20 protein-coding genes are annotated in these 26,192 nt (G+C 71.7%); 16 read left to right on the top strand and 4 right to left on the bottom strand.

The features are described 5' to 3' along the window. Window positions 1-34: 34 nt before the first annotated feature. Window positions 35-2,728, bottom strand: coding sequence for an AAA family ATPase (locus tag AB0F98_RS18325; protein ID WP_357736487.1), 2,694 nt, complete (start codon window positions 2,726-2,728; stop codon window positions 35-37). A 300-nt stretch (window positions 2,729-3,028) separates the two neighbouring features. Continuing rightward, the gene (locus AB0F98_RS18320; RefSeq protein WP_357736484.1) at window positions 3,029-3,229 is read right to left on the bottom strand and encodes a hypothetical protein; all 201 of its coding nucleotides are present in this window, start codon (window positions 3,227-3,229) and stop codon (window positions 3,029-3,031) included. Window positions 3,230-3,572: 343 nt separating this feature from the next. On the opposite strand from AB0F98_RS18320, the gene AB0F98_RS18315 reads away from it, so the two are divergent. From AB0F98_RS18315 to AB0F98_RS18250, 14 genes are all read left to right on the top strand, one after another. After that, window positions 3,573-4,922: an alpha/beta fold hydrolase gene (locus tag AB0F98_RS18315; RefSeq protein WP_357736482.1), complete on the top strand. Its 1,350-nt coding sequence runs from the start codon at window positions 3,573-3,575 to the stop codon at window positions 4,920-4,922. Then, the gene (locus AB0F98_RS18310; protein WP_357736478.1) at window positions 4,915-6,243 is read left to right on the top strand and encodes an aminopeptidase P family protein; all 1,329 of its coding nucleotides are present in this window, start codon (window positions 4,915-4,917) and stop codon (window positions 6,241-6,243) included. Before AB0F98_RS18315 ends, AB0F98_RS18310 begins: the two co-directional genes overlap by 8 nt. A 46-nt stretch (window positions 6,244-6,289) precedes the next feature. Continuing rightward, window positions 6,290-7,195: a dihydrodipicolinate synthase family protein gene (locus tag AB0F98_RS18305; RefSeq protein ID WP_357736475.1), complete on the top strand. Its 906-nt coding sequence runs from the start codon at window positions 6,290-6,292 to the stop codon at window positions 7,193-7,195. Continuing rightward, window positions 7,192-8,193, top strand: a complete 1,002-nt coding sequence (locus tag AB0F98_RS18300) for a proline racemase family protein (protein ID WP_357736472.1) — start codon at window positions 7,192-7,194, stop codon at window positions 8,191-8,193. The genes AB0F98_RS18305 and AB0F98_RS18300 overlap by 4 nt, the downstream gene beginning before the upstream one ends. After that, window positions 8,190-8,873, top strand: a complete 684-nt coding sequence (locus tag AB0F98_RS18295) for a GntR family transcriptional regulator (RefSeq protein WP_357736468.1) — start codon at window positions 8,190-8,192, stop codon at window positions 8,871-8,873. Before AB0F98_RS18300 ends, AB0F98_RS18295 begins: the two co-directional genes overlap by 4 nt. After that, on the top strand, window positions 8,870-10,108 hold the full coding sequence (locus tag AB0F98_RS18290; protein ID WP_357736465.1) for an FAD-dependent oxidoreductase: 1,239 nt from the start codon (window positions 8,870-8,872) through the stop codon (window positions 10,106-10,108). Before AB0F98_RS18295 ends, AB0F98_RS18290 begins: the two co-directional genes overlap by 4 nt. Next, window positions 10,105-10,401 (top strand): (2Fe-2S)-binding protein, encoded by a 297-nt coding sequence (locus AB0F98_RS18285; protein WP_357736462.1) that lies wholly within the window; start codon window positions 10,105-10,107, stop codon window positions 10,399-10,401. The genes AB0F98_RS18290 and AB0F98_RS18285 overlap by 4 nt, the downstream gene beginning before the upstream one ends. Continuing rightward, on the top strand, window positions 10,394-11,884 hold the full coding sequence (locus tag AB0F98_RS18280; protein ID WP_357736458.1) for an NAD(P)/FAD-dependent oxidoreductase: 1,491 nt from the start codon (window positions 10,394-10,396) through the stop codon (window positions 11,882-11,884). Before AB0F98_RS18285 ends, AB0F98_RS18280 begins: the two co-directional genes overlap by 8 nt. Continuing rightward, the gene (locus AB0F98_RS18275) at window positions 11,877-13,403 is read left to right on the top strand and encodes an aldehyde dehydrogenase (NADP(+)) (RefSeq protein ID WP_357736455.1); all 1,527 of its coding nucleotides are present in this window, start codon (window positions 11,877-11,879) and stop codon (window positions 13,401-13,403) included. Before AB0F98_RS18280 ends, AB0F98_RS18275 begins: the two co-directional genes overlap by 8 nt. Window positions 13,404-13,629: 226 nt before the next feature. Next, complete coding sequence (gene chvE, locus AB0F98_RS18270) at window positions 13,630-14,772, top strand: multiple monosaccharide ABC transporter substrate-binding protein (RefSeq protein ID WP_357736451.1); 1,143 nt, start codon at window positions 13,630-13,632, stop codon at window positions 14,770-14,772. Between the two features lie 176 nt (window positions 14,773-14,948). Beyond that, window positions 14,949-16,487, top strand: a complete 1,539-nt coding sequence (gene mmsA, locus AB0F98_RS18265; RefSeq protein WP_357736448.1) for a multiple monosaccharide ABC transporter ATP-binding protein — start codon at window positions 14,949-14,951, stop codon at window positions 16,485-16,487. Continuing rightward, window positions 16,484-17,737 carry a multiple monosaccharide ABC transporter permease gene (gene mmsB, locus AB0F98_RS18260; RefSeq protein WP_357736445.1) on the top strand — a complete coding sequence of 418 codons (1,254 nt, stop codon included), beginning with the start codon at window positions 16,484-16,486 and terminating at the stop codon, window positions 17,735-17,737. The genes mmsA and mmsB overlap by 4 nt, the downstream gene beginning before the upstream one ends. Window positions 17,738-17,902: 165 nt before the next feature. Then, on the top strand, window positions 17,903-18,106 hold the full coding sequence (locus tag AB0F98_RS18255; protein WP_357736442.1) for a hypothetical protein: 204 nt from the start codon (window positions 17,903-17,905) through the stop codon (window positions 18,104-18,106). Between the two features lie 165 nt (window positions 18,107-18,271). Continuing rightward, on the top strand, window positions 18,272-19,237 hold the full coding sequence (locus AB0F98_RS18250) for a hypothetical protein (protein ID WP_357736439.1): 966 nt from the start codon (window positions 18,272-18,274) through the stop codon (window positions 19,235-19,237). Window positions 19,238-19,361: 124 nt separating this feature from the next. Here AB0F98_RS18250 and AB0F98_RS18245 read toward each other — a convergent pair whose 3' ends face one another. Then, entirely contained in the window at window positions 19,362-20,435 is a 1,074-nt protein-coding gene (locus AB0F98_RS18245; protein ID WP_357736436.1) for a hypothetical protein, read from the bottom strand. 265 nt (window positions 20,436-20,700) lie between these two features. Here AB0F98_RS18245 and AB0F98_RS18240 point away from each other — a divergent pair, with 265 nt between their 5' ends. After that, a complete protein-coding gene (locus tag AB0F98_RS18240) occupies window positions 20,701-22,623 on the top strand; it encodes a DUF6461 domain-containing protein (protein ID WP_357736433.1) in 1,923 nt (640 codons plus the stop codon). Window positions 22,624-22,655: 32 nt separating this feature from the next. Here AB0F98_RS18240 and AB0F98_RS18235 read toward each other — a convergent pair whose 3' ends face one another. Next, on the bottom strand, window positions 22,656-24,995 hold the full coding sequence (locus AB0F98_RS18235; RefSeq protein WP_357736430.1) for a heavy metal translocating P-type ATPase: 2,340 nt from the start codon (window positions 24,993-24,995) through the stop codon (window positions 22,656-22,658). A 182-nt stretch (window positions 24,996-25,177) separates the two neighbouring features. Between AB0F98_RS18235 and AB0F98_RS18230 the strand changes: the two genes are divergently transcribed. Continuing rightward, window positions 25,178-26,188 (top strand): nitroreductase family protein, encoded by a 1,011-nt coding sequence (locus AB0F98_RS18230; protein WP_357736426.1) that lies wholly within the window; start codon window positions 25,178-25,180, stop codon window positions 26,186-26,188. Window positions 26,189-26,192 lie beyond the last annotated feature (4 nt).

The raw sequence follows: 26,192 nt of genomic DNA, 5'->3' as shown, positions 1-26,192 counted from the left end.
GCAAGGTACGAGCGGCGGTGGGCGGGAGCCTGCGTCAGGTGACGTAACTACGGGCCATCACGGCGGCGAGTTGGGTACGGGAGCCAACACCCACCTTCGGGTAAATCCGGTACAGGTGGCTGCCGACGGTCCGGGGGGACAGGAAGAGCCTGCTGGCGATCTCCCGGTTGGTCAGGCCCTGCGCCGCCAGTCGGGCGACCTGCAGCTCCTGCGACGTGAGCTCGTAGATCCCGTCGGCAGGGCGTCGCCGGGTCTCGCCGGAGGCCCGCAGTTCACGTTGTGCCCGTTCGGCCCAGGGGCGGACGCCGAGTCCGCCGAACGTGTCGGCGGCCGCGCGCAGCACCGACCGGGCTGCGGCCGGCTGCCGCCGCCGGAGCCGGGTGCCGTAGGCGAGTTGGAGGCGGGATCGTTCGAAGGGCCATGCGGTGAGGCCGCTCTCAAGCGCCGCCCGCAGGGCCCCCTCCGCCTGGTCGTCGGGGGCCACCAGAGCCCGCGCGCAGTGTAGGCCCACGCGCAGCAACGGCGACGGGCCGGCCGCATCGATCGGCTCCAGCTCGCGGATCCGGGCCGTCACCTGTTCGCGCCGGCCGCAGTGCGCGCCCGCCTCGGCGAGGTGGGCGATGGTCGAAAACCGCACGTACGGGTGGTACGACGCAGAGGATGGATCGAAGATGGCATCCAACTCCTCATGAGCTTCGTCGTACCGTCCGTCGGCCAGGGCGGCGATGCCGCGTATGACCCGGACCAGGGCGAGCATGGTGTGCGCGCCACTTGACAGCAGGGCCCGCTCGCATTCGTCCGCTATGGCGCGGGCGGTGTCGCCGTTGCCGAACAGCGCCTCCGCATGCCCGTGGTTGAGCCTGTTGGGCACCAGGTAGTTGAGTTGGCGGGTCTCGGCCGTGAGCCCGTCGGCCTCGGCCGCTGCGGCGCGGGCGAGGAAGGCGTCGCCGAGCGAGTTGGCATTCCACGCCTGGTAGGCCAGCGCCCAGGTGAGCGAGATCAAGTTCCCTTGCTGGCGGTTCAGCGCGACCGCCTCGGCGGCTAGCCGGGTGGCTGCCTCGGGCGCCCCGACGGCGAGCGCACCTGCCGCGAGTTCCGTCAGATCGGTACCGGTGAGGTTGGGGTGATCGAGTAAAGCGGTCAACCGCTCGACGACGGCGGCACCGCGTTCGACCGGCGCGATCAGGCCGAGCGTGGCGACCAGCCGAGGGGTCAGTTCGTGCAGGTCGAGGCGTTCGAGCAGGGCGACCCACTCGTTTCGCAGCTCCTGGTCGGGATTCGAGAAGAACCCGCGTACCGCAACGCGGAACAGGACGTAAAGGGCGCGGTCGTCGTGGCCGGAGCGGCTCAGCCCTTCGGCTGCGGCGAGATGGGCAGACAGTCGCGTGACGCCCGACCAGCCGCCGTCCGCGACCTCGCGCAACCATTGCAGCACCACCTGGTCCTCGGTCGGCAGGTCGTCGGGAACGATCGCTCGCAGGAGCCGGGCGGCGCCCTCGTGGTCCGCGACCTCCAGCCTCATCTCGAGGGCCCGCAACAGCAGACTCGCGCGCCGACGGAGGTCGCCGGTCAGCTGCGCGGCCCGCGCCCACAGCGGCGCTGCCGCACCGGCCGCGCCACGTTGACGTAGCCGGGTGGCGAGTTGGTCCACCTCGTCGGCGACCTGTTCGTCGGTGCCGACGGTGGCCGCCGCGCGATGCCGGACCGCGCGCTCCGGGTCGCTCGTCGCCCGGGCGAGCGCGGCGTGCGCCTGCTGCGCTTGAAAGCGGGTCGCCCCATGCTTGATGGCGGACCGCACAAGGGGGTGACGGAATCGGAGCTGGAAACTGTCGTCGACGTCGACCAGGCGGGCGGCGATGGCTGGTTCCACGTCCTCGACGGTTAGCGGCACGCCCGCTACCAGGGTGGCAGCGCCCATGATTTCGTCGAGCCGGTCGCCGTCGTCGAGCGCGGCGACCAGCAGCAGTGTGCGGGTCGGGACCGGCATCTCGGCGATCAATGGGCCGAACGTCCGTTCCAGGCGGGTCGTCAGTGGCAACGATGAGGGCGGCAGCCCGGCCTCGCCGGCACGCGTGACGGCCGCGGCCAGCTCGCCCAGGGCGAGCGGATTGCCAGCTGCCTCGGCCAGAATCCTTGCGCGCAGTCGGGGATCCAGGCCCGGGGCCCGCTCGTCCAGCAGGGCCGCCGAGTGCCCCTCCGACAGCGGACCCACGTGTAGTTCGGCGACCGACATCCGGGCCAGCCGAGTCTCCGTCCCTGGGCCGTCGCGCATCGCCAGGATCAGCGCGACCGGGTCGGTGGCCAGGCGCCGGCCGACGAAGGCGAGGGCGTCCCAGCTCGGTCTGTCCAGCCATTGCGCGTCGTCCACCAGGATGAGCAGCGGTCGGTGCGCGGAGCGGGTGGTCAGCGCGTTGAGCAGCGCCAGTGAGAGCTGGAACTGGTAATGGTCCAGGCTGCCGCCCACGTCCGGCGGCTCGCCGACGCCGAGCAGCCCGAGCAGCGTGTGCGCGGCCGCGAACGGCAGGCGCCACTCCGCCTGCACACCGACCAGCGTCACCGTCTCGATCTCGCGGCTCGCCGCCTCCTCCGCGACCGCGGAGAGCAGCGATGACTTGCCGATCCCCGCCCCGCCGCGCACGACGAGCACGCCGCCGCCGTCGGGCAGCCTTGTCACGAGCCGCCGGAGATCGTCGAGCTCCGACTCGCGGCCCCAGATCACCTGCAGCATTGCAAGAAGATTAAGGATGTGTCTCGGCCCTGGCTCGCTCCGTTCGCTGCGAAGTATCACCCGTCACTTTCGGAAACCGGCATGCCTTGTAAAGGTGCGCCTAACCGGATATTCACGAACTGCCGGTTGCCCAGTGTGGGATCGGCGTGTCGGCTGCCTAGCATCCGGTGCCCAGCGAGGCCGCCTCGGGCCGATGGCGAAGCTCTGGTCCGATTCGGCCACGTGCGCCTCGCGCGTCGAGTGATGCAGGTCATACCTCCCAGGGTGCGGGGCCATCGCGCACGACCGGCGCGGACACCGTCATTGTTCAACCACTCCACCGGCGGCGGCGAGGTCAACCGGCACTTGGCGCGACACGGCACCTCGCGGGTCGCCAAGGCGATGCTGGTAGGCGCCGTCACGCCACTGATACTGCAGACTGACGCGAACCCCGAAGGCGCGCCGACCAATGCCGTCGACGAGCATGTAGGCCGGCTTGCAGGCGGCGGTGGACTGCGTCAAGCAGCTCTCCCAGACCGACTTCACCGAGCATCTTCGGCAGATCGACGTACCCGCCCCGCTGGCACACGGGGACGACGACCAGGTCGCGCCGATTCGGGCGGCGGCGCTCAAAGCCGCCGGACGCGACAGCCGACACGTCCAACATCGAGCGACGATCGCTCTTGGCAGACACTCGCTCTCACATTAGGGTTCAGTGCAATGGCACACCCTACTGCGGCGTCTGCCGGCGTCGCGGTGGTGCGAGTAGGGCCCGTGTGACCAGGTCGGCGAGGCGTCGCAGACTGTTCGGGTGCTGCGCCGAGCCCGATCCACGCTCGACCAGCACGGCGAAAGAGGAACTTCGATGACCGTCGCCGCGACTTACACGATCCCCGGCATGCGCGTCCGGGACCACGTCAGTGACGTGCCGCTGGACTGGTCCGACCCGACGCGCGGCACCATCCAGCTCTTCGCCCGTGAGATCGTCGACCCGGTACGCGACGGCGACGACCTGCCGTGCCTGGTCTACCTGCAGGGCGGACCCGGCGGCAAGGGGCCCCGCCCGCTCAACCGGTCCGGGTGGCTCGACCGGGCACTGCGCGAGCACCGCGTCGTCCTCGTCGACCAACGCGGCACCGGCCGCAGCACCCGCATCGACGGCCGCCGGATGGGCGCCTTCGCGACCACCGAGGAAGCCGCCGCCTACCTCGCCTGCTTCCGGGCCGACTCGATCGTGGCCGACCACGAGTACCTGCGGAAGACCGTCTTCGGGGGCGGACGATGGTCCACCCTCGGGCAGTCGTACGGCGGCTTCATCACCCTGACGTACCTGTCGAGGGCCCCGGAGGGCTTGACCGCCTGCTACGTCACCGGCGGCCTGCCCGGCCTCGACCCGTCGGCGGCAGAGGTCTACCGGCGCACCTACCCCCGCGTCGAGGCCAAGAACCGGCAGTTCTACCGGCGGTACCCGCACCAGATCGCCCAGGTGGCCCGGATCGCCGACCGGCTGGCCGAGGGCGACGTGCTGCTGCCCGACGGCGATGTGCTCAGCGTCCGCCGGTTCCAGTCGCTCGGCATGGACCTCGGCATGAAGCCCGGGTACGAACGGCTGCACTGGCTGCTCGACGAGGCGTTCTCCGGAGACGAACTGTCCGCGACCTTCCGGCACGAAGTGCTGACCAGGACGTCGTACGCCGACAACCCCCTGTTCGCGGCCCTGCACGAGAGCATCTACGGGCACGGCGCCGCGGCCACCGGTTGGGCGGCACAGGCCGAACGGGACAGACATCCGCAGTTCGCCGAGAAAGCCAGGCCGCTGCTGTTCACCGGAGAGATGATCTACCCCTGGATGTTCGAGGAGATCGCCGAGCTACGCCCGTTCCGCAGCGCCGTCGAGCTGCTGGCCACCCGGCCGGAGTGGCCGCCGCTCTACGACCCGGACCGGCTGGCCGCCAACGAGGTGCCGGTGGCCGCCGCCGTCTACCACGACGACATGTACGTCGACGCGGGACTGCAACTCGACACCGCCAACCGGGTCGGCAACCTCCAGACCTGGATCACCAACGAGTACGAACACGACGGCGTCCGCGAGGACGACCGGGTCTTCGCCCGGCTGACCCAGCTGGTCCGGGAGACCGGCGGAGGCATCGACGACCAGCGGAAGATCACGCGAGGCCCACGCGACCCCCGGCAGGAAGGAACTTCCGATGCGTGACGGCAGGCCCCCGAAGCTGTCCGAGATCCCGGCATTCACCCAGTACATGGCGACGGGCTGGGACGTGCCCGACCGCACCCCGCCGGTCGTCGCCGGCGCCGCCGAAGCCGCCGCCGTCCACCGGGCCCGGCTCGCCGAGGCGCTGCCCGGCCGCACCATCGTGCTGACCGCGGGCGAGGCGCCCGTACGCAGCAACGACACGGCGTACGACTTCCGTCCGGACAGCGACTTCTTCTGGACCACCGGCTGCGCCGTCGAGAACGCCACCGTCGTACTCCGCGACGGTCACCCCACCCTCTACCTGCCGCCGCCCGCCTACCCCGGCGACCCCGGGTTCTTCGCCGACGCCCGATACGGGGAGCTGTGGGTCGGTGCCGCCCCGGGCCTGGACGACTGGGCGCGGGCGCTCGGCGTCGACGTCCGCCCGCTCGCGGAGCTCACCGAGGAGGTGACCCGCGACGAGGAGGTCGCCCGTACCCTCGACGAGCTGCGCATGTACAAGGACGAGTGGGAGATCGGCCAGCTCCGGGAGGCGGTGGACCGCACGGTCGAGGGCTTCGCCGCGGTCGTGCGCGAGCTCCCCACCGCGATCCAGGGACCGGGGGAGCGGTGGCTGCAGGGCACCTTCGACCGGTACGCCCGGGCGTACGGCAACGGTCCCGGCTACGCCACGATCGTCGGCAGCGGCCGGCACGCGCCCACGCTGCACTGGGTGCGCGCCGACGGTCCGGTGCTGCCGGACGAGCTGCTCCTGCTCGACATGGGCGTCGAGGTGAACAGCTACTACACCGCCGACGTCACCCGCACGTTCCCCGCCTCCGGACGCTTCTCGTCCGCCCAACGGCAGGTGCACGACCTTGTGGAACGGGCCCACCGGGCCGGACTGGCGGCAGTGGGCACCGGCCGCCGGTTCAGCGAGTTCCACCACGCGTCGATGGAGGTGATCGCCCGCGGGCTGGCGGACTGGGGGCTGTTGCCGGTCTCCGTGGACGAGGCGCTGTCCGACACCGGGCAGCAGCACCGGCGCTATCTGGTGTGCGGCATCGGCCACCACCTCGGGCTGGACGTGCACGACTGCGCCCGGGTCTCGCGGGAGGCGTACCAGGACGCGGTCATGGCGCCCGGCATGGTGCTCACGGTCGAGCCCGGCCTGTACTTCCACGCGCACGACCTGACCGTGCCCCCGGAACTGCGCGGGATCGGCGTGCGCATCGAGGACGACATCCTGGTCACGCCGGAGGGCTCGGAGGTGCTGTCCCGCGCGCTCCCGCTGGCGGCCGACGGGCTGGAGAAGTGGATGGCAGCCGCCCAGCAGGTGTGACACCGCACGACCCCGCGTTCCCCCTACGACGCTGAGGAGAGCCAGCATGACCACCCCCGCAAAGCCGTGGCGCGGCGTACACGTCGCGACGGCACTTCCCTTCCACGACGACCTCTCCGTCGACCACGACGCGTACGCCGAGCACGTCCGGTTCCTCGCCGTCGGCGGCTGCGACGGGGTGACCCCCAACGGCTCCCTCGGTGAGTACCAGACCCTGACCCCGCAGGAGCGGGCCCGCGTCGTCGAGACGGCCGTGCAGGCCGCCCCCGCCGGATTCGGCGTCATGCCCGGCGTCGCCGCGTACGGCGCGCTCGAGGCCCGCCGCTGGGCGGAGCAGGCCGCCGAGGCCGGAGCCACCTCCGTCCTGCTGCTGCCGCCGAACGCGTACCGCGCCGACCACCGGGCGGTCGTCGAGCACTACCGGGAGGTCGCTCGTGCCGGGCTGCCGGTCGTCGCCTACAACAACCCGATCGACACGAAGGTGGATCTGACCCCCGCGCTGCTCGCCGAGCTGTTCAACGAGGGCCTGGTCGTCGGCGTGAAGGAGTTCAGCGGCGATGTCCGCAGGGCGTACGAGATCGCCGAACTCGCCCCCGGCCTGGACCTGCTGGTCGGTGCGGACGACGTACTGCTCGAACTCGGGGTGGCCGGCGCGGTCGGCTGGATCGCCGGGTATCCGAACGCGATCCCGGAGAGCACGGTGGAGCTCTACCGGCTGGTCACCTCGGGCGACCCCGCCGACATCGCCAAGGCGCTGCCCATCTACCGGGACCTGCACCCGCTGCTGCGCTGGGACTCGAAGACCGAGTTCGTCCAGTCGATCAAGCTGTCGATGGATATCGCCGGCCGCAAGGGCGGCGCCTGCCGCCCGCCCCGCCTGGCGCTGCCCGCGGAGCTGGTCGAACGGATCACCGCCGACACCGAGGCCGTGCTGGCCAAGGGCTACAAATGAGGTCCCGCCGCACCTTCCACGCCGTCGACTCGCACACCGAGGGCATGCCCACCCGGGTCATCGTCGGCGGCATGGGCACGATTCCCGGTGCCACGATGGCCGAGCGGCGACTGTGGTTCATGGACAACAGCGACGACGTCCGCACCCTGCTGATGTACGAACCACGGGGCCACGCCGCGATGAGCGGTGCGATCCTTCAGCCGCCGACCCGCCCCGACGCCGACTACGGTGTGCTCTTCATCGAGGTCTCCGGCCTGCTGCCGATGTGCGGGCACGGCACCATCGGCGTCGCGACCGTCCTCGTCGAGACCGGGATGGTGCCCGTCGTCGAGCCGGTGACCACGATCCGGCTGGACACCCCCGCCGGGCTGGTCGTCGCGTCCGTGGCGGTGCGCAACGGTGCGGCGGAATCGGTCACCATCCAGAACGTCCCGTCGTTCGCCTACGCGTTGGACCGCAAGGTCGAGGTCCCCGGCTTCGGCACCGTCGAATACGACATGGCCTTCGGCGGGAACTTCTACGCGGTCGTCGACCTGACGGCGCTGGAACTGCCCTTCGACCGCTCTCACGCGGACGAACTGCTGGCCGCCGGCCTGGCGATCATGGAGGCGGTGAACGAGCAGGACCGTCCGGTCCACCCCGAGCGTGCCGACATCAACGGCTGCCACCACGTCTACCTGAAGGCCCCCGGCTCGACCGCGAAGCTGTCCCGGCACGCCATGGCCATCCACCCGGGCTGGTTCGACCGCTCGCCCTGCGGCACCGGCACCAGCGCCCGGATGGCGCAGCTGCACGCGCGGGGTGAGCTGGGCATCGGCGACGACTTCGTCAACGAGTCGTTCATCGGTACCCGCTTCACCGGGCGGCTGCTCGGCGAGACCACGGTCGGGCCGCTCCCCGCGGTCCTGCCGTCGATCACCGGCCGGGCCTGGGTCACCGCGACGTCCCAGTTCCACGTCGACCCCACCGACCCGTTCCCTGCGGGGTTCCTGCTGTGAGCCCGACGCCCGTCCCGGAGCTTCCCGACATCGGCCGCAGGGAGAACCTCCGCGACCGGATCAGGGAGGCCCTGCGCGCGGCGATCATCTCCGGCAAGCTGGAGCCCGGTGTCGTCTACTCGGCCCCGGCGCTGGGCGCGCAGCTCGGCGTCTCGCCCACACCGGTGCGTGAGGCCATGCTCGACCTGGTGAAGGCGGGCCTGGTCGTCACGCACGCGAACAAGGGCTTCCGGATCACCGAGATGTCCGAGGAGGACCTCGACGACCTGGCGGCTGTCCGGCTGCTCATCGAGCCGCCGACCGTGCGCAACGTCGTGCCGGTGATCCCGACGGAGGACTTCCCGGAACTGCGGACCCTCGCGCAGGCCATCGTCGACGCCGTCGAGTGCGGTGACCTGGTCGGCTACATCGAGGCCGATCACGTCTTCCACCTGACCCTGCTCGGCTACAGCGGGAACCGCTTCCTGATGGACGTCGTGTCCGACCTGCGGTCCAGGACCCGGCTGCTCGGCCTGACCCCGCTGCTGGAAAGCGGCAGGCTGGGCCGCTCGGCCGCGGAGCACCACGAACTGCTGGACCTCGTCGAGGCCCGCGACCCGGCCGGCGCCGAACTGCTGATGCACCGCCACATCGGTCACGTACGGGGGCTGTGGGCCGGCGGCGCCGGAGACACACCATGAGCGAGCGCCAGCCGACGCCGGACCCGGCACGACGGCGACCCGCCCGAGCGTCGGCGAGTGCGGAGTGGGGCGGCGGCACGAGCGCGGACCTGGTGGTCGTCGGCGCGGGTGTGGTGGGCGCGGCCAGCGCGTACTTCGCGGCGTCGGCGGGACTGCGGGTGGTCGTCGTCGAGCGTGGCGCGATCGCCGGCGGCACCTCGAGCGCCGGCGAGGGCAACGTGCTGGTGTCCGACAAGGAGGCCGGTCCCGAACTCGACCTGGCTCTGTACTCCCAGCGGGTCTGGCGTGCGGACCTCGCCGAACACGGTGACCTCTGGGAGTTCGAGTCCAAGGGCGGCCTCGTCGTCGCGGCCTCGCAGCGGGGCGTCGCGTCGCTGCGTGCGCTCGCCGTCCAGCAGCGTCGGTGCGGTGTCGAGGTCCGCGACGTCGCGCAGGACGAGTTGCGCGACTACGAACCGCAGCTCGCCCCGCAGCTAGCCGGAGGCGCCTTCTACCCCCAGGACGCTCAGGTCCAGCCGATGCTGGTCGCGGCCCATCTGCTCCGGCTGGCCCGCGAGCGCGGTGCCCAGGTGCGTACCCGCACCGAGGTGACCGGTTTCCTCCGCGACCGCACCCGGGTGACCGGGGTGCGGACCTCGTCGGGCGACATCTCCGCCGGCGCGGTGCTCAACGCCGCCGGCACGTGGGCCGGCGGCGTCGCCGACCTCGCCGGGGTGCACGTCCCCGTGCTGCCCCGGCGCGGTTTCATCCTGGTCACCCAGCCGATGCCGGCCCGGACGATCCGGCACAAGGTCTACGCCGCCGAGTACGTAGGTGACGTGGCCAGTTCCGACGCCGCGCTGCAGACGTCGCCCGTGGTCGAGGGCACCGCCGGCGGCACCATCCTCATCGGCGCGTCCCGGGAACGTGTCGGATTCGACCGGAGCGTGTCGGTCACCGCCATCGGCACGCTCGCGGCCAAGGCGATCGAGCTGTTCCCGATGCTGCGAAACGTCCGGGCGATGCGCACGTACCACGGATTCCGTCCGTACTGCCCCGACCACCTGCCCGTCATCGGGCCCGACCCCCGTGCGCCCGGTCTCTGGCACGCCTGTGGCCACGAGGGCGCCGGCATCGGGCTGTCCGCCGGGACCGGGAAGCTGATCGCGCAGGCGCTCGTCGGGGAGCGGACCGATCTGGATCTCGCGCCGTTCGCCCCGGACCGTTTTCCGGAGGCCGAGGAGGAACCCCGATGACCCATCAGATGACCTTCCGCGGCACGACCGTCGCGGCCGAGCCCGGCCAGAGCGTCGCCGCCGCGCTGATCGCCGCTGGAGTGACGGACTGGCGCACCACCGGCAGGGGTGGCCGTCCCCGTGGGGTGTTCTGCGGGATCGGCATCTGCTTCGATTGCCTGATCACGGTCGACGGGATCCCCGACCAGCGTGCCTGCCTCGTCGCCGCCGCCGACGGCATGCGGCTCGGCGCGTACGCCGAGCCGCATGCCGTTCTCGAAGACGCCGGCGGCCCGGGGGACGACGATGCATGACGTAGCCGTGGTGGGTGCGGGTCCGGCCGGACTTGCCGCCGCCGTCGAGGCCGCCGAGGCCGGACTCGGCGTCACGCTGATCGACACCGCCGCACAGCCCGGTGGGCAGTACTGGCGCCACTACGACCAGACCCACGCCCGCCCCGATGATCACCTCGGCCATCACGGCTGGTCCGTCTTCACGCGGCTGCGGTCCCGGCTGGACGCCCTCCGCGCCGCCGGCCGGATCCACTACCTGCCCGGTCACCAGGTCTGGCTCATCACCCGGGAAGCGAACGGCCCGTTCACGCTCCGGGTCACCGCCGCCACGGCCGCGGCCACCGCCGGCCGCTCCCCGGACGGCTCGGACCGGACACTCGCCGCGCACGCGCTGATCCTCTGCCCGGGGGGATACGACAGGCAGTTGCCCGTGCCCGGCTGGGACCTGCCCGGCGTGCTGACCGCGGGCGGAGCGCAGGCCCTGCTCAAAGGACACCGCACGCCGGCCGGGAAACGCGCTGTCGTCGCCGGCACCGGCCCGTTCCTGCTGCCAGTGGCCACCGGCCTCGCCCGGGCGGGGGTGACCGTCGCGGCCGTCGTCGAGGCCAACGGAACGCTGGGCTGGTTCCGCTCCCCGGCGGGCGCGGTGTCCGCGCCGGGCAAGAGCGTCGAAGCTCTCCGGTACGCCGCGCTGATGGCCCGGCACCGCATCCCGTACCGGACGCGAACCGTGATCCGTGAGGTGCTCGGCACGGACCGCGCGGAGGCGGTCCGGGTCGCGCGGGTGGACCGCGACGGCCGTCCGACCGGTCCGGACGAGGAGATCGCCGCCGACCTCGTGGCGCTCGGCTGGGGCTTCACCCCCTCCCTCGAGCTGCCGCTCATGCTCGGCGCGCGGACGGTGCTGGACACCGACGGCTCGCTCGTCGTGGCCGTCGACGACCGCCAGCGCAGCAGCGTCGACGGACTGTACGTCGCCGGCGAGGCCACCGGCGTGGGCGGTGCGGCACTGGCGGTCCACGAGGGGCGCCTGAGTGCCCTCGCCCTCGCCGCCGAACGTCGCCGTCCGGCCGACCCGGAGCTGATGAGACGGTTGCGCGGTGCCGTCCGGCGGGGCCGCCGGTTCGCCACCGCCATGCACCGGACCTACCCGTTGCCCCGTGCCTGGCCCGACTGGTTGACGGACACCACGCTCGTCTGCCGCTGCGAGGAGGTCGCCTACGGTGACCTGCGTCGGGCCCACCACGACCTCGGCGCGGAGGACGCCCGCACGCTGAAGATGCTGGCGCGGCCGGGAATGGGCTGGTGCCAGGGACGGGTGTGCGGCCTCGCCACCGCGGGCATCGCGGCCTGGCTGAGTGGACGCGAGACCGGCGTGGACGACCTGCGCCCGCTGGCCACCCGCAGCCTCGCCGTGCCGGTGCCGCTGGGCGAGCTGGCCGCACTGGTCGAGGAGACGACGCCGCCCGAGGCGGCCGAAGAAGGAGGACGAAACGGTGACTGACGTGCTGAGCCGTGACCCGCGTACCGGCAGGCCGCGGGAACGCGTCGCGACCGAGTCGACGGCGCAGGATGTGGATCGCGCGGTACGCGCCGCGGCAGCCGCCGGAGCTGCCCTGCGGGACCCCGTCCGTCGGGCGGACCTTCTGCGTACGGCCGCCGCGTTCCTGGAGAAGAGCGGCGAGGAGATCGTCTCGACCGCCGACGCGGAGTCCGCCCTCGGCCGGGTGCGGCTCACCGGGGAGCTCGCCCGCACCTGCTACCAGCTCCGCGCGTTCGCGGACGTGGTGGCAGCCGGCGCCTACCTGGACGTGATCATCGATCACGCCGACCCGTCGGCGGCACCCGCGCCCCGTCCCGACCTGCGCCGCTACAAGGTGCCGCTCGGTGTGGTCGCGGTCTTCGCGGCGAGCAACTTCCCACTGGCGTTCAGCGTGCCGGGCGGCGACACCGCGAGCGCCCTGGCCGCGGGATGTCCGGTGGTGGTCAAGGCCCACCCGGACCACCCCGCCACCTCCGTCCTGTGTGCCCAGGCGCTCCGGGCGGCGGCGGCCGAGGTCGGGCTGCCCGAGGACGTCGTCGGCCTGGTGCACGGCTTCGACGCGGGCCCCGCACTCGTACGCCATCCGCTGACCGCGGCGGTGGGTTTCACCGGCTCGGTGCGGGGCGGCCGCGCGTTGTTCGACATCGCGTCCTCCCGGCCCCGGCCGATCCCGTTCCACGGCGAGCTGGGCAGCCTCAACCCGGTGGTGGTGACCGAGCGGGCGGCCGAGACCAGGGCGGAGGAGATCGGGGCGGGACTCGCGGCCTCGTACACGCTCGGTATGGGGCAGTTCTGCGTGAAGCCGGGTCTGGTCCTCCTGCCGGCGGGCGCGGCGGGCGATGCCGTCGTCCAGTCGGTCGTGGCGGCGACGGTCCCGTCCGGGCCGATGCTCGACCCGCGCATGCGGGAGGCGTTCCTCGCCGGGGTCCGCTCCCGCGCGGCGCTCCCGGGTGTGACGGAGCCGATCGGGGCGGGCGAGGCCGGCGACGACCTGACGCCGCTGGCCGTCCGGCCGGGCGTGCTCTCCGTCGCGGCGTCGCGGCTCGCCGACGGCGGGCCGTACGAGGAGCTGCTGGAGGAGTGTTTCGGGCCGGTCACCGTGCTGGTCCGCTACGCCTCGTCGGCCGAACGGGACGCGGTGCTCCACGCTCTGCCGGGCAACCTCACGGCGACCGCACACCTGGCGGTCGACGAGCGGGACGACGTGGCCGCGGACCTTGTCGCCGGGCTGAGCGCGATCGCGGGACGCGTGGTGGTGGACGGGTGGCCGACCGGCGTGACTGTCGCTCCCGCCATGCAGCACGGTGGACCGTACCCCGCTGCCACCAGCGCTTCGACCTCGGTGGGCAGCACCGCGATCGAGCGGTGGCTGCGTCCGGTGTGCTACCAGAACGTCCCCGATCCGTTGCTTCCGCTGGAGCTTCGCGAGGCCAACCCGTTGGGCCTGCCCCGCACCGTGGACGGCGTCTCGACGAGCTGACCGCTGTCGCGTCCGCGATCGGTGTCCCGCCGCCGATCGCGGACCGTGGGTGATGCCGTCGTGACAGCGCAGCTGTTTCTCGTCGGGCTGACGCTCGATAGTCGACACCGTTACGAGACCGTGACGGGCGCATTTCGAGAACAAGTGTTGACGCCCTCTTTGTGAGCGCTAACACTACGGCTGTGTCACCCGCGTTTCCGGCGCGTCCGGAGAGGAGAGACAGCTTGTGAGTAAACGATTTCTAGCCGTTATCGGTGCGACGGTGCTGGCGTTGGGCCTGACGGCCTGCGGTGGCGAGGGAGCTGGCGGTGGCGGCGACACCAGCGCAGACAAGCCGGCCGACCTGACCATCGGCGTCGCCATGCCGACCCAGACCTCCGAACGGTGGATCGCCGACGGCAACTCGGTGAAGCAGAAGCTGGAGGCCAAGGGTTACAAGGTCGATCTCCAGTACGCGGGAGACGACATCCCCACCCAGTCCCAGCAGGTCGACCAGATGATCACCCAGGGCGCCGACGTCCTGATCATCGCGGCGATCGACGGCACCGCCCTCAGCGGCCAGTTGCAGGCGGCGGCGGACGCGAAGATCCCGGTCATCGCCTACGACCGGCTGATCCGGGAAAGCCCGAACGTCGACTTCTACGTCAGCTTCGACAACTACAAGGTCGGCGTCGCCCAGGCCACCGCGCTGCTCGTCGGTCTCGGCCTGCAGAACAAGGACGGCTCGAAGGGCACCGCGAAGGGGCCGTTCAACATCGAGCTCTTCGCCGGCTCACTCGACGACAACAACGCCCACTTCTTCTTCGACGGCGCCATGGACACGCTCAAGCCGTTCATCGACGACAAGTCGCTGCGGGTGAAGTCGGGCCAGACCGCCATCGAGCAGGTGGCGATCCTCCGGTGGCAGCAGGAGACGGCGCAGAAGCGCATGGAGGACCTGCTCACGTCGAGCTACAACGACGGCACGCGCGTCCAGGGCGTGTTGTCGCCGTACGACGGCCTGTCCCGCGGCATCATCACCGCCCTGCAGAACGCCGGTTACGGCGGTTCGGGCGCCAAGATGCCCGTGGTGACCGGCCAGGATGCGGAGATCGCCTCGGTCAAGCTCATCAACGACGGCGTCCAGCACTCGACGATCTTCAAGGACACCCGTCTGCTGGCCGAGCAGGCCGTGCTCGCGGCTGAGGCGTTCCTGCAGGAGAAGGAGCCGCAGGCCAACGACACCAAGACGTACGACAACGGTGTCAAGGTCGTTCCGTCGAACCTCCTGCCGGTCCAGACCGTCTACAAGGACGACATCAAGCCGGTCCTCGTCGACTCCGGTTACTGGACGGCCGAAGAGGTCGCCAGCGGCCAGGCCAAGGGCTGACACGTTCGTCGGGCCCGGCGCCGGCCGCACCGCGCCGGGCCCGACGGAATCTCCGAACCTTCTTCCATCTCCGCTCGCGGCCCGTCGTTGCGGCAGGTGCGGGCCGCGGCGCAGCCGACGCCCCGGTTCCGGTCGAACAGGGTTCATCCAAGACGGGTACGACCAGGACGGTGACCATGTCCGACAACATCCTCGAGATGCGTCACATCACGAAGACCTTCCCCGGGGTGAAAGCGCTCCAGGACGTCTCACTCGCCGTGCGGCGCGGGGAGATCCATGCCATCTGCGGCGAGAACGGCGCGGGTAAATCCACCCTCATGAAGGTGCTCTCCGGCGTCTATCCCAGCGGGTCGTACGACGGCGAAATCGTCTTCGACGGCAAGCCGGTGAATTTCCGCGGCATCAACGACAGCGAGGCCCACGGCATCGTCATCATCCATCAGGAACTCGCCCTGGTGCCCTACCTGTCCGTCGCGGAGAACATCTTCCTCGGCAACGAGCGCCGTGGGGCCGGCGGCCTGATCGACTGGAACCGGACCAACGCCGACGCGGCGGACCTGCTGGACTCCGTCGGGCTGCGGGAGAACCCGGTCACCCCGATCATCCAGCTCGGTGTCGGCAAACAGCAGCTCGTGGAGATCGCCAAGGCGCTGTCGAAGCAGGTGCGGCTGCTCATCCTCGACGAGCCGACCGCCGCGCTCAACGACATCGACTCGGCGCACCTGCTCGACCTGCTCCGGCGGCTCCGGAACGAGGGCGTCACCTGCATCATGATCTCCCACAAGCTCAACGAGATCACCGCGATCGCCGACTCCACCACGGTGATCCGCGACGGGCGGACGGTCGAGACGCTCGACATGAGCTCCGCCGAGGCGACCCAGGAACGGATCATCCGCGGCATGGTCGGCCGGGATCTCTCCAGCTTCTACCCGGACCGGGTCTCGGAACCGGGGGAGGAGGTCCTCCGGATCGAGGACTGGAGCGTCCGGCACCCGACCCAGGACCGGCTGGTGGTCGACAGCGCCAACCTCAACGTCCGCGCGGGTGAGGTCGTGGGCATCGCCGGCCTCATGGGCGCCGGCCGCACCGAACTCGCGATGAGCGTGTTCGGCCGGTCGTACGGCCGCAACGTCACCGGCCGGCTGTTCATCCGCGGCAAGGAGGTCCGCGCCCGTAACGTCGCCGAGGCCATCCGCAACGGAATCGCGTACGCCACCGAGGACCGCAAGCGGTTCGGGCTCAACCTCATCGACGACGTGCGCCGCAACGTCTCCGCCGCCGCGCTCGGCAAACTCGCCCGCCTCGGTTGGGTGAACGGCAACGAGGAGATCAAGGTCGCCGAGGACGGTCGGCGCGACATGAACATCAAGGCACCGAGCGTCATGTCGGTGGTCGGCAAGCTCTCCGGCGGCAACCAGCAGAAGGTCGTCCTGTCGAAGTGGCTGTTCACCGACCCCGACGTGCTCATCCTCGACGAGCCGACCCGGGGCATCGACGTCGGGGCCAAGTTCGAGATCTACACCATCATCAACCGTCTGGTCGCCGACGGCAGAGCCGTCATCCTCATCTCCTCCGAACTGCCGGAGCTGCTCGGAATGTGCGACCGGATCTACACCCTCGCGGCCGGCAGGATCACCGGTGAGGTGCCGGTCGGCGAGGCCACCCAGGAGAACCTGATGGAGCTCATGACGAAGGACAGGGAGCTCGCTCGATGACCAGCACCAAACCGTCGGCGACCCCGCAGCAGCGCTCGTCGTCCGAAGACGGCGCCACCGCCGCAATGCACACCGGCACCAGCGATCCGCGTACGCTGATCCTGGGCAACCTGCGCCAGAGCGGGATCTACGTAGCCCTCGTCGTGATCGTCGCCCTCTTCGCGGTCCTCACCGACGGCGTCTCGCTGAGCCCCGGCAACATCACGAACATCGTCCTGCAGTACTCGTACATCCTGGTGCTCGCGATCGGCATGGTCATCGTGATCATCGGCGGTCACATCGACCTGTCGGTGGGATCGGTGGTCGCGCTCACCGGTGCGGTCTCCGCCGTACTCGTCATCAGGCAGGGCCAACCCTGGTGGATCGGCATCCTGGCCGCGCTGGCCGTCGGCATCGCGGTCGGTGCCTGGCACGGATTCTGGGTGGCGTACGCGGGGATACCGGCGTTCATCGTGACCCTGGCCGGCATGCTCCTGTTCCGGGGACTCACCCTGCGGGTGCTCGACAACATCTCACTGTCGCCGTTCCCGGCCGAGTACCAGCGCGTCGCCGCCGGCTTCCTCAACGGGCTCATCGGCGGGCAGGGCTACGACGCCTTCACCCTGCTCATCGGAGCGGTGGCGGTGGCCGGCTACGCGGTCAGCGTCTTCCGGACCCGCCTCGCACGCGTCCGCTACCAGCAGCCCGTCGAGTCCTTCCCGCTGTTCGTGGCCCGGGTGGTGCTCGTCGGCGCGGTCATCATGTACTTCGCCTGGCAGCTGGCCCACGCGCGGGGACTGCCGATCGTGCTGATCATCCTCGCCGTCCTCGTGCTCGTCTACGGGCTGGTCACGCGGCGTACGGTCTTCGGCCGCCGGGTCTACGCGATCGGCGGCAACCTCTCCGCGGCGACGCTGTCCGGCGTGAAGGTCCGCACGGTCAACTTCTGGATGTTCGTCAACATGGGCTTCCTGGCGGCGGTGGCCGGCGTCATCTACTCGTCGCGGTCCAACGGTGCCCAGCCGGCGGCCGGCAACATGTTCGAGCTCGACGCGATCGCCGCGGCGTTCATCGGTGGCGCGGCGGTCACCGGCGGGGTGGGCACCGTCGTCGGCGCGATGGTCGGCGGCCTGATCATGGCCGTGATGAGCAACGGAATGCAGCTGATGGGTGTCGACCAGTCGACGCAGTCGGTGGTCAAGGGGCTCGTCCTGCTCGTCGCCGTGGCCTTCGACGTGTACAACAAGCGCCGGGCCGGATCGGCCCGCTGAGCGACGATCCGCGCCGGGCGACCCGGTGATCTACTCGGTGTTCGGCGAAGGCGCGCTGTCGCGGGAAGCGGGAGGCGCCGATGTCAGGAAATCCGGGTCGATCACCGAGGTCGGCCGGCGTGGATCGCACGGGTCCACTCGGGACGCCGAGATGTTATCGCTAACATGACTCGCCGCGTCGGTCAGGCCCTGCCCGGCGTCGGCGACGAGGCCTACGCAGGGCGCGACCGGGTCGTGGGTCGACGCGGCGACGTGGTCCTGCTCGTCCTGCGCCCGAACACTGCCCCGGGAGACGGCACAGTACTCGCCGGCCTGCTTGCGACCGCGCTGTCGCGCCTCCCGGCGGACGTGTCCACCCCTCGACCCTGAGCCGTGGCACGCCTGATGGCGGTCGGGGACAGCGTAGCCACGAGAGAACCGCCTTCATGATCCGTTCATCGGACCGCCCGCACCAGTTCGATGGATCGAGCGGAAAGCCGACGAGGGTCGACGGCGCGCCTTCCCGGCGCGGACGAGACTCGCACGGAGGAAAGTATGTCGACCCGAACCCGGATCGTCGCCGGCCTGGCCACCTCGGCGGCCGCCGGCGCGGTGGCCCTCGCCGCCGGCCTGACGGCCGTCGCGGTGCCCGCGCCGTCCGGCCTGGTGCCTGTGGCGGGCGCGCAGGCGGCCGTGGCCGAACCCCCGGTCGTATCGGCCACCCTGTCCCGCAGCTACGACGCGTTCGACGCGCGGCAGGGCATCGCCGTCGACGACCGCTACTTCTACGTCGCCGACAACCGCAGCATCACCAAGCACGACAAGGCCACGGGCCGGCCGCTGCTCCAGTTCGTGTCCGACCCGGACGGGCCGATCATCCACCTGGACAGCGCCGTCGTGGTCGACGGCAAGCTGTACGCGGCGCACTCGAACTACGACGAGTCGCCCATGGAGAGCTCGATCGAGGTGTTCGACACCCGGACCATGCGCCACGTCGCGACCCACAGCTTCGGGATCTTCCGCGGCTCGCTGACGTGGCTGGATCGTCACGACGGCGCATGGTGGGCGGGCTTCGCCAACTACGACGAGATTCCCGACGGCGGCACCGAGCCGTACGGGGAGACGTACCAGACGCAGGTCGTCAAGCTCGACGACCACTTCCAGGTCGTCGAGGCGTGGACCATCCCGAAACCGATCCTCGACCGGTTCAAGCCGATGAGCAACTCGGGCGGATCCTGGGGACCGGACGGCCGGCTCTGGCTCACCGGTCACGACCTCGGTGAGGCTTACGTGATGACGCTGCCGCCCGCCGGCTCCGAGCTGGTGTGGGCCGGCACGGTCACCCTGCCGGGGGTCGAGGGTCAGGGCATCGCGTGGGAGCACGCTGGTGCCCGGTCCAAGCTCTGGGCCATCAAGCGTTCCGCGAAGCAGGCCCTCAGTTTCAATGTGCCGCTCGGGGCGATCACCGACCCGGCCGCGCCGACGTGGCAGATCCTCGGACCCGGCAAGTTCCAGCAGTGACCCTGGGTTGATCGCCGGGCCTGCGTGGCGGAGCGCCGTCGCGTCTCCGGCGACCGCCGACGCGTGGCTCCGCCGCCGCGGGCGCGGCCGGTCCGCTCGGGCCGGCCGCGCCCGCGTTCCCGGATCAGTCGACGACCGGCGGCGCCGTCCTGGCCGCCTCTGCGATCTCCGCCGCCGCAGCGGCGTACGGGTTGTAGGTGTAGGTGCGGGACAACCCGGCCGGGATCGTGAAGTACTCGGCGGACAGCTTCGCCGGGTCGCTCGCCAGTTCACCGCGGGCCGGCACGTCGTTGCCGTCGTCCCAGCCCCACGGCGCGTTGGCCGAGTTGGTCGAACAGCCGAAGGTGCCCGATCCGCAGTCGCCGGAGGTGTCGCCCGCGAACGTGCCGAGACCGGCGAAGAGGGCCGAACTGGACCGCTGGGCCCACAGACCGTTGGTGGCGAAGACGTCGATCAGCTTGTACCGCACGTCACGGTCGTTGCCGTCGCTCGGCGTCTCGGCGACGGTGGACGGGTAGTAGACCAGGCCGTCCCCGTTGATCGCGTACTGCGGGTACGCCTTCAGGCCGTGGCCCTGCGCCTCCTGGGCCGTCACCGGGTGCTGGAACGAGTCGTGCGGCGACGCCTGGAACTGGAGGGTGCCGTCGACGGTCTCCCGCCCGCTCGTCCAGGTGCTGCCCGCCGGCGTGTACGAGTAGAAGTCGCTGTGCGCGACGGTGACCGCCCCGCGCAGGACCCCGTACGTGGAGCCGTCCCGCTCGACCGTGAGCAGTACACCCTCGCCGTCGTTCTCGTGTTCGGTCTCGAAGAACGGGTGGTCCGTCCAGTCCCGAGGGTGGAAGAACAGGTACGTGAGGTACCAGTGGGTGCTCGTCTCGACGACGGAGTAGTACGCGTGCGCGGCGAGGGACGTGCCGGCCTGGCCCGTCCGGTCCCAGTTGTTGCGGCCGTTCAGGTCGCCGTCGAAGTCGACCCTGGCGATGTAGTCGGACTGGCCGCCCAAGGCGTGCGTCCCGGTGGCGTCGACGTCCTGGTAGTGGATGGGTGCCCAGCGCAGGGCGAGCTCGGCCCGGCTGACGGCGGCGCTGGCCGGCGATGGCGCCACGAGTTGGGCCGCCGCCAGCGTCGCCGCGGCGCCCGCCGCCGTCAACGCCCGCACCACCCGGGACCGTCGTCCCCTGCTGCTCCTGTCGAGCATGTTCCGCTCCCGCGTTCGATCGGATAGGCCACTGTGGATTGTCATGATGCGGGACGCCGGCTGGGTGTCCGCCGAGCGAAGCCCGAATTGAGGAATCTCGACAGCCAGGAGCGGAACGACGGTCGCGGCGGCACCGGGGGTACGAACGGCGCCGCCGCGCAGTGGTCACGTCACCTTGATCGACGGCGGGCACTCGGGAACCGCCGTGCAGCATCTTCCGGTAGCCTGCGCTGGGCATCCAGCGATCGCGATCCGGGGGCAAGCCGTGCTCGACGTTCCCGACGAACTCATCGACGAACTCGCGCCACCCGTCGCCGCCGGGATGCGGCTGCTCCTGGGCCTGATCCCGGCGAGCCCCGCGGCTCGGCTGGGTCGGCTGGGCGCGGCTGAGCAGGCCGGGGCGGACACCCGACACACCTCTGTGCGGGCCCGTCATCGGCGGGTGCCCCTTCCACCCCCGCAGCGGCCCGTCTCCACGTCGAGCGAGTCGGTGAAGATACTCGGGCTACGTCGCCTGGGTGCGCTGCACGCCCAACGAGGACCCCGGGTGGCGGAGCATCGCATTCCCGCGCCGAGCGAGCCGGTGGGCCTGGCCGCGCTCCGGGAGCTGGGACCGCTGACCACCGAACGCCTGCTCGGCGCGCTGGAGCTGACCGTGACCGGGATGGAACCGGTCGACGTGTCGGCCCTGACGTCGTACCTGCCGGTTCCGCCCACCGGCGGCCGGTACGGATTCGCCTCGGCCGGCCACGACAGCGAGGCGTTGACCGCTGCGCTGCTGCTGGACGGGGTGCGACCCGGCCTCGCCGACCTGGTTCTCACCCTGGCCCGGCGGCTCGCCGTGCACCCGTCCGTCGTCCCGCTCCTGGTGGTACCGCCGGACGCCGGCGACGAGCAGGCCGTAGCGGCGCAGCACGGGCGGGCGCACCTCGCCCTCGCCGTGGCGGCGGCGCACGCCGTCGTCAGGCAGCTGCAGGTGCCATCGTCCGTCGAACGTGCCGCTGCCGTCGTCGGGATGGGAATCGGCGCGGCGGCCGTCGTGCTGGGGGAGACGCCGATGCCGCCCGCGTACGCCGCGGCGCTGCTGAACAAGATCCGAGCGGAGTACCTGCTGCCTCGCCAGTCGTTCGGCTCGGTGCGGGTGTCGCAGCACCGGTTCGGGTTGGTCGAGGGCAGGTTTCCCGAGACCGTCGACTTCGCCGGCAACGGGCTGGTCGCCGTGGTCGACGGCGGCGCCGTGATCCGGACCGGCACGGCCGACGGCCCGGCGCGCATCCAGCTGACCGTGCTGGCCGAGGAGCCGCCCGAGGTGGCGTCCGGTTGGGAGGAGATCGTCGAGGTCAGCTGGCACGCCACCGAGGGGCTCGCGTCGGTGCTCGGCCCCGACGGCACGACCGAACCGCAGCTGCGCGCCCAGACGCCGCCGTGGCCCGGCGACTACCGCCTACGAGTGCACGCGCGTGGTCGCGACGATCGCGACGACCCCGACGCGGAGACGTATGAGCTGGTGGTCTGGGCGGCACCCGCCGCACCGGAGGTCGTTCATCGCCGTACCGACCGGCTCGGGCACCGGCTGCGAGGCGAACCCGAACCGGCTCGGGCGGCGCGACCGGAGCAGGCGTACCGGTGGATACGTCGCAGCCTGCTGTCGGAGGCGGCGACGGTCACCGTCACCACCGGCGCGTCTGTCGAGGAGGTGCTGCGGGCGTTCGGCGCCGATCCGGACCGGCCGGAGTCGATCCGCTCGATCGAGGCGGACCTGTACGCCGGGGACTCGAACTTCCCCTGGGTCGCCGTGCTCGACACCGGGCCGGCGGTCCTCGCCGTCGAGTACAACGGCTTCCAGGGTGCGCAGGAACGGGTGCTGCGCCGGGCCTCCGCGCGCGGCCGGGCGGCGAGCATGTTCTGGAACGTCAACGCGCTCATGCGGCTGTCCTTCGCGGAGCAGGGGCGGCTGCTCGCCGGGTTCGAGCCGGGCATGAGCGCCGCCGAGCCGCAGTTCGACGCCGAGCCGACGGTCGCAGCCGCGACCGCCGGCCTGGAACTCGCCGGCCACGTCGATCGTCACCTGAAGGGCCTGGTCGCGGTCGAGAGGTTCACCGGGTACGGCATCACGGCAGCCGACCTCGACCGCGTCACGACAGCCGGGATCGGCTTCCGGATCAGCTCCGTCGTCGATGACCTGTGATGCGTGGGGCACCGAACGCCTCGCCCGGTTCGTCACCGCTGCGGGCGGTCGGCGGCGTTCAAGGAGAAGTAGTCCTCCTCTTCCTGCGCGAGGTGCAGTCGGAGCACGGCGTCCAGCCCGTACAGGGCTGCGAGGAGGTCGGGCACCTCGTCGGCGCGCAGCCGGCCGTCCGGCTGCCGGGCCAGGTGGCCGCCGATCCGGTCCACCAGCCGGCTGATCTCCACATGCTCCCGACTCATCGTGGAGGTCGCCTCGTCGCTGCCGAGCGGGCCGGCCAGTGCCGGGTAGAGCCGCTGTTCCTCCGCCGCCTCGTGCGGCAGCACCTCATCGACCAGCCGACGGTGCACCTCACGCAGCGCCGGCACACACTCCGGCCCGTCCGGGCGGGTCGCCACCAGGTCGGCGGTGTCCCGCAGTCGGGCCAGCACGTCCCGCACCCCGGCATGCTCGCCGGCGTACCGGTCGAGCAGCTCCCGGGTCTGCGGGGAGACCTCCCGGTGACGCAGGCCGCCGCCGAGGGCACGTAGCGCGTTGAGGATCACCAGCACGTCGATGCCTTCCTGAAGGAACGCGCCGGCGACCGGCGGCAACCTGCCCACGGCGGCGGCAACCATCGCGACGACGGCGAGGCCCATGCCGACGGTGGCGCTCTGCAGGGCGATGCGGCGCGCGTACCGGGCGATCTCGACGGCGTCGGCGAGCCGGTCCAGCCGGTCGACGGTGAGCACCGCATCGGCCACGTCCGCGGAGGCGGTGGCACCGGTGGCGCCCATCGCGACGCCCACATGCGCCTCGGCCAGAGCCGGGGCGTCGTTCACGCCGTCGCCGATCATAAGGGTGATCGCCCGCCCGGACTCGTCGCGGACCCGGTCGATCTTCTCCTGTGGCGAGCACTGGGCGATCACGTCGTCCACGCCGACGACCTGCGCCACCTGTCGGGCGGTCATCGGCCGGTCGCCGGTGACCATGATCAGCCGTTGGAGGCCGGCCTGCCGTAGCCGCCGCACGGTGCGCCGGGCATCGGGGCGCACCGGGTCCTCGAGAACGATCGCGCCGAGCAGTCCGTCTTCGTCGCTCACCCAGACGCTGGAGCGGCCGGTCGACTCGGCGCGCTCGCGCACCCGCTGCGCCCATTCGGGCGGCTCACCGGCGAGTTGCCCCACCCGCACCAGGCGTCCGGCCACCCGGCCGCGCACCCCACGCCCCGGCTGTTCGGTGACGTCCGTCGGCTCGTCCAGCCGCAGCCCTCGCTCCCGGGCCTGCCGAACGAGGGCGGTGGCCAGCACGTGTGGAGAGAGCTGCTCGACGGAGGCGGCCAGCCGCAGCACCTCGTCACGGTCGCCGCCCGGCGCCACCACCGTCTCCGCCGCGACGGGACGCCCGGCAGTGAGCGTGCCCGTCTTGTCCATGAGCAGGGTGCGGGCCCGGCCCAGCAACTCCAGCGACCCGCCGTCGCGCACCAGCACCCCGCGCCGCGCCACCCGGGACAGCCCGGCGACGATCGCGATCGGAGTGGCCAGCAGCAGCGGGCAGGGGGTGGCCACCACCAGCACCGCCACCGCCCGCAGGAACTGGCCGGTGAGCAGCCATGCGAGGCCCGCCAGCACTAGCGTGAACGGCACGAACGCGGCAGCGTACCGGTCGGCGAGGCGGACCATCGGCGCCTTGTGCGCGGTGGCCTCCTCCGCGAGCCGGACGATCCCGGCGTACGTGCTCTCCGCCGCGTTCTTCGTCGCCCGCAGCCCGAACCCGGCACCCGCGTTGACCACTCCGCTGGCCACCTGCTCGCCCGCGGCGCGAGTCACCAGCTGCGACTCGCCCGTGACCACCGACTCGTCCAGCGTCACGCCCTCCTCGACCGTCCCGTCCACCGGCACCACATCACCGGGACCCACCACCAGCCGGTCGCCGACCGTCACCCGATCCAGTGGCACCAGCTCGATCCCGCCGTCCGGAGTGCGCCGCCGCGCCTGCCGGGGAGCACGTTCCAGTAGCGCGCGCAGGTCACGGCTGGCCCGACGCTGCGCGTAACCTTCCAGCGCCTGCCCGGTGCTGACCATCACCGCGATGACCGCACCCGCCAGATACTCGCGAACCAGCAGTGTGCCGACCAGCGCCAGCACGGCGATCACGTCGACCCCGAACCGGCGACGCCACAGCTGGCGCAGCGTCGCCCACGCGGCCGGCACCAGCGCCACCAGGGTCACCGCCGCCCAGATCAGTTGCGGCACCGTGCGCAGCCCGGCGAGCCACAGACCGCCGCCCACCAGCGCGGCCACGGTGAGCAGGGTCAGCGGCGCCCACTCCCGCCAGGCCACCCGGCGCTGCCGCGCCGGCCGCTCCGGCACGCACTCGTCCGGTTCCGCTCCCACCTGCGGATCCTCTCAGCGGTCCGGTTCCCCGGACGAGGGAACCGGTGTGATCCGTCACGACCGGCCGACAGCGGGTCGGGCCCGCGTGCCGACTGCCCGGTATTCCGGAGGGGTGCGGCGGCAACAGCGCGCGCGACGCGTCCGGAGTGAGGCACGATGAAGGGAAAAGAAAGGTCGTGACGATGAGCCAGGAGACGCCGGCCGGGGACCGCCCGCTGACCACCGCGCTCACCCAGGCCGCCGCGACGGCCGGTCTCGCCCCGTCGGTGCACAACAGCCAGCCCTGGCGCTGGAAGGTTCTCCCCGACGCGCTGGAGCTGCGGATGGTGCACGAGCCGCAACTCGCCGCCACCGATCCGGAGAACCGGCTGGTGACGTTGAGCTGCGGATTGGCGCTGCACCACGCGCGGGTGGTGCTGGCCGCCGAGGGTTGGGCCGCCGAGGTGGAGCGGCTGCCCGACCCGGGCCAGCTTGAGCTGCTCGCCCGGCTCAGCCGGTTCCAGCAGAGCACGGCTGACGCGGACGCGACCCGCCTCGTGCAGTGCATACGGGCTCGGCAGACCGACCGGCGGCCGGTCAGCGACGAGCCGGTACCCGACGCGACGCTCAACGAGATCGTCAGCGCGGCGGTCGCGCAGGGTGCCCGGCTTCAACTGCTCGACTCCGACCAGGTGATGGATCTGGCCGCCGCGGCGGCCCAGGCCGCGGCGGTCTCGGCGGAGGAGCCGGAGCTGCGGGAGGAACTCGCCTACTGGACGAGCCGGGCCGGCACCGGCGCGGGGCTACCGCCCGAGGTGCTGCCCGAGCAGCCCCCGCAGACCACCGTGCCGGTACGGGACTTCGGCCAATCCGGGACGCTGCCGATCAGCTCCGGGCACGACCGTGCGGCCGCGTACGCCATCCTCTGGAACACCGACGACGAGCCGGACAGCTGGCTGAGCGCCGGTGAGGGGCTCTCCGCCGCCTGGCTGACCGCCACCCGGCTCGGTGTCTCGATGGTGCCGCTGAGCGGCGTGGTCGAGACCGACGGCACCCGGCAGACCCTGCGTCAGATGCTGGCCGGGCTCGGCTTCCCGTACCTGGCGATGCGTCTGGGGGTCGCGGACCGGACGAACGCCGCGCCACCCCACACGCCGCGCCTGCCCACCGAGCAGATCGTCGACACCTCCGCGCTGGACGCCGGCACCAGGTAGCGGG

Origin of the sequence: Micromonospora sp. NPDC023737 (genome assembly GCF_040639715.1) — a bacterium.
Taxonomy (GTDB): Bacteria; Actinomycetota; Actinomycetes; order Mycobacteriales; family Micromonosporaceae; genus Micromonospora.
This window is presented reverse-complemented; position numbering and strand designations above follow the sequence as displayed.

Excerpts from the sequence above, each read along its gene's own strand:
- AB0F98_RS18325 (WP_357736487.1), bottom strand. The coding sequence starts at position 2,728 with ATGCTGCAGGTGATCTGGGGCCGCGAGTCGGAGCTCGACGATCTCCGG.
- AB0F98_RS18315 (WP_357736482.1), top strand. The coding sequence starts at position 3,573 with ATGACCGTCGCCGCGACTTACACGATCCCCGGCATGCGCGTCCGGGAC.
- AB0F98_RS18310 (WP_357736478.1), top strand. The coding sequence starts at position 4,915 with ATGCGTGACGGCAGGCCCCCGAAGCTGTCCGAGATCCCGGCATTCACC.
- AB0F98_RS18305 (WP_357736475.1), top strand. The coding sequence starts at position 6,290 with ATGACCACCCCCGCAAAGCCGTGGCGCGGCGTACACGTCGCGACGGCA.
- AB0F98_RS18300 (WP_357736472.1), top strand. The coding sequence starts at position 7,192 with ATGAGGTCCCGCCGCACCTTCCACGCCGTCGACTCGCACACCGAGGGC.
- AB0F98_RS18290 (WP_357736465.1), top strand. The coding sequence starts at position 8,870 with ATGAGCGAGCGCCAGCCGACGCCGGACCCGGCACGACGGCGACCCGCC.
- AB0F98_RS18285 (WP_357736462.1), top strand. The coding sequence starts at position 10,105 with ATGACCCATCAGATGACCTTCCGCGGCACGACCGTCGCGGCCGAGCCC.
- AB0F98_RS18280 (WP_357736458.1), top strand. The coding sequence starts at position 10,394 with ATGCATGACGTAGCCGTGGTGGGTGCGGGTCCGGCCGGACTTGCCGCC.
- mmsA (WP_357736448.1), top strand. The coding sequence starts at position 14,949 with ATGTCCGACAACATCCTCGAGATGCGTCACATCACGAAGACCTTCCCC.
- mmsB (WP_357736445.1), top strand. The coding sequence starts at position 16,484 with ATGACCAGCACCAAACCGTCGGCGACCCCGCAGCAGCGCTCGTCGTCC.
- AB0F98_RS18255 (WP_357736442.1), top strand. The coding sequence starts at position 17,903 with ATGACTCGCCGCGTCGGTCAGGCCCTGCCCGGCGTCGGCGACGAGGCC.
- AB0F98_RS18250 (WP_357736439.1), top strand. The coding sequence starts at position 18,272 with ATGTCGACCCGAACCCGGATCGTCGCCGGCCTGGCCACCTCGGCGGCC.
- AB0F98_RS18245 (WP_357736436.1), bottom strand. The coding sequence starts at position 20,435 with ATGCTCGACAGGAGCAGCAGGGGACGACGGTCCCGGGTGGTGCGGGCG.
- AB0F98_RS18230 (WP_357736426.1), top strand. The coding sequence starts at position 25,178 with ATGAGCCAGGAGACGCCGGCCGGGGACCGCCCGCTGACCACCGCGCTC.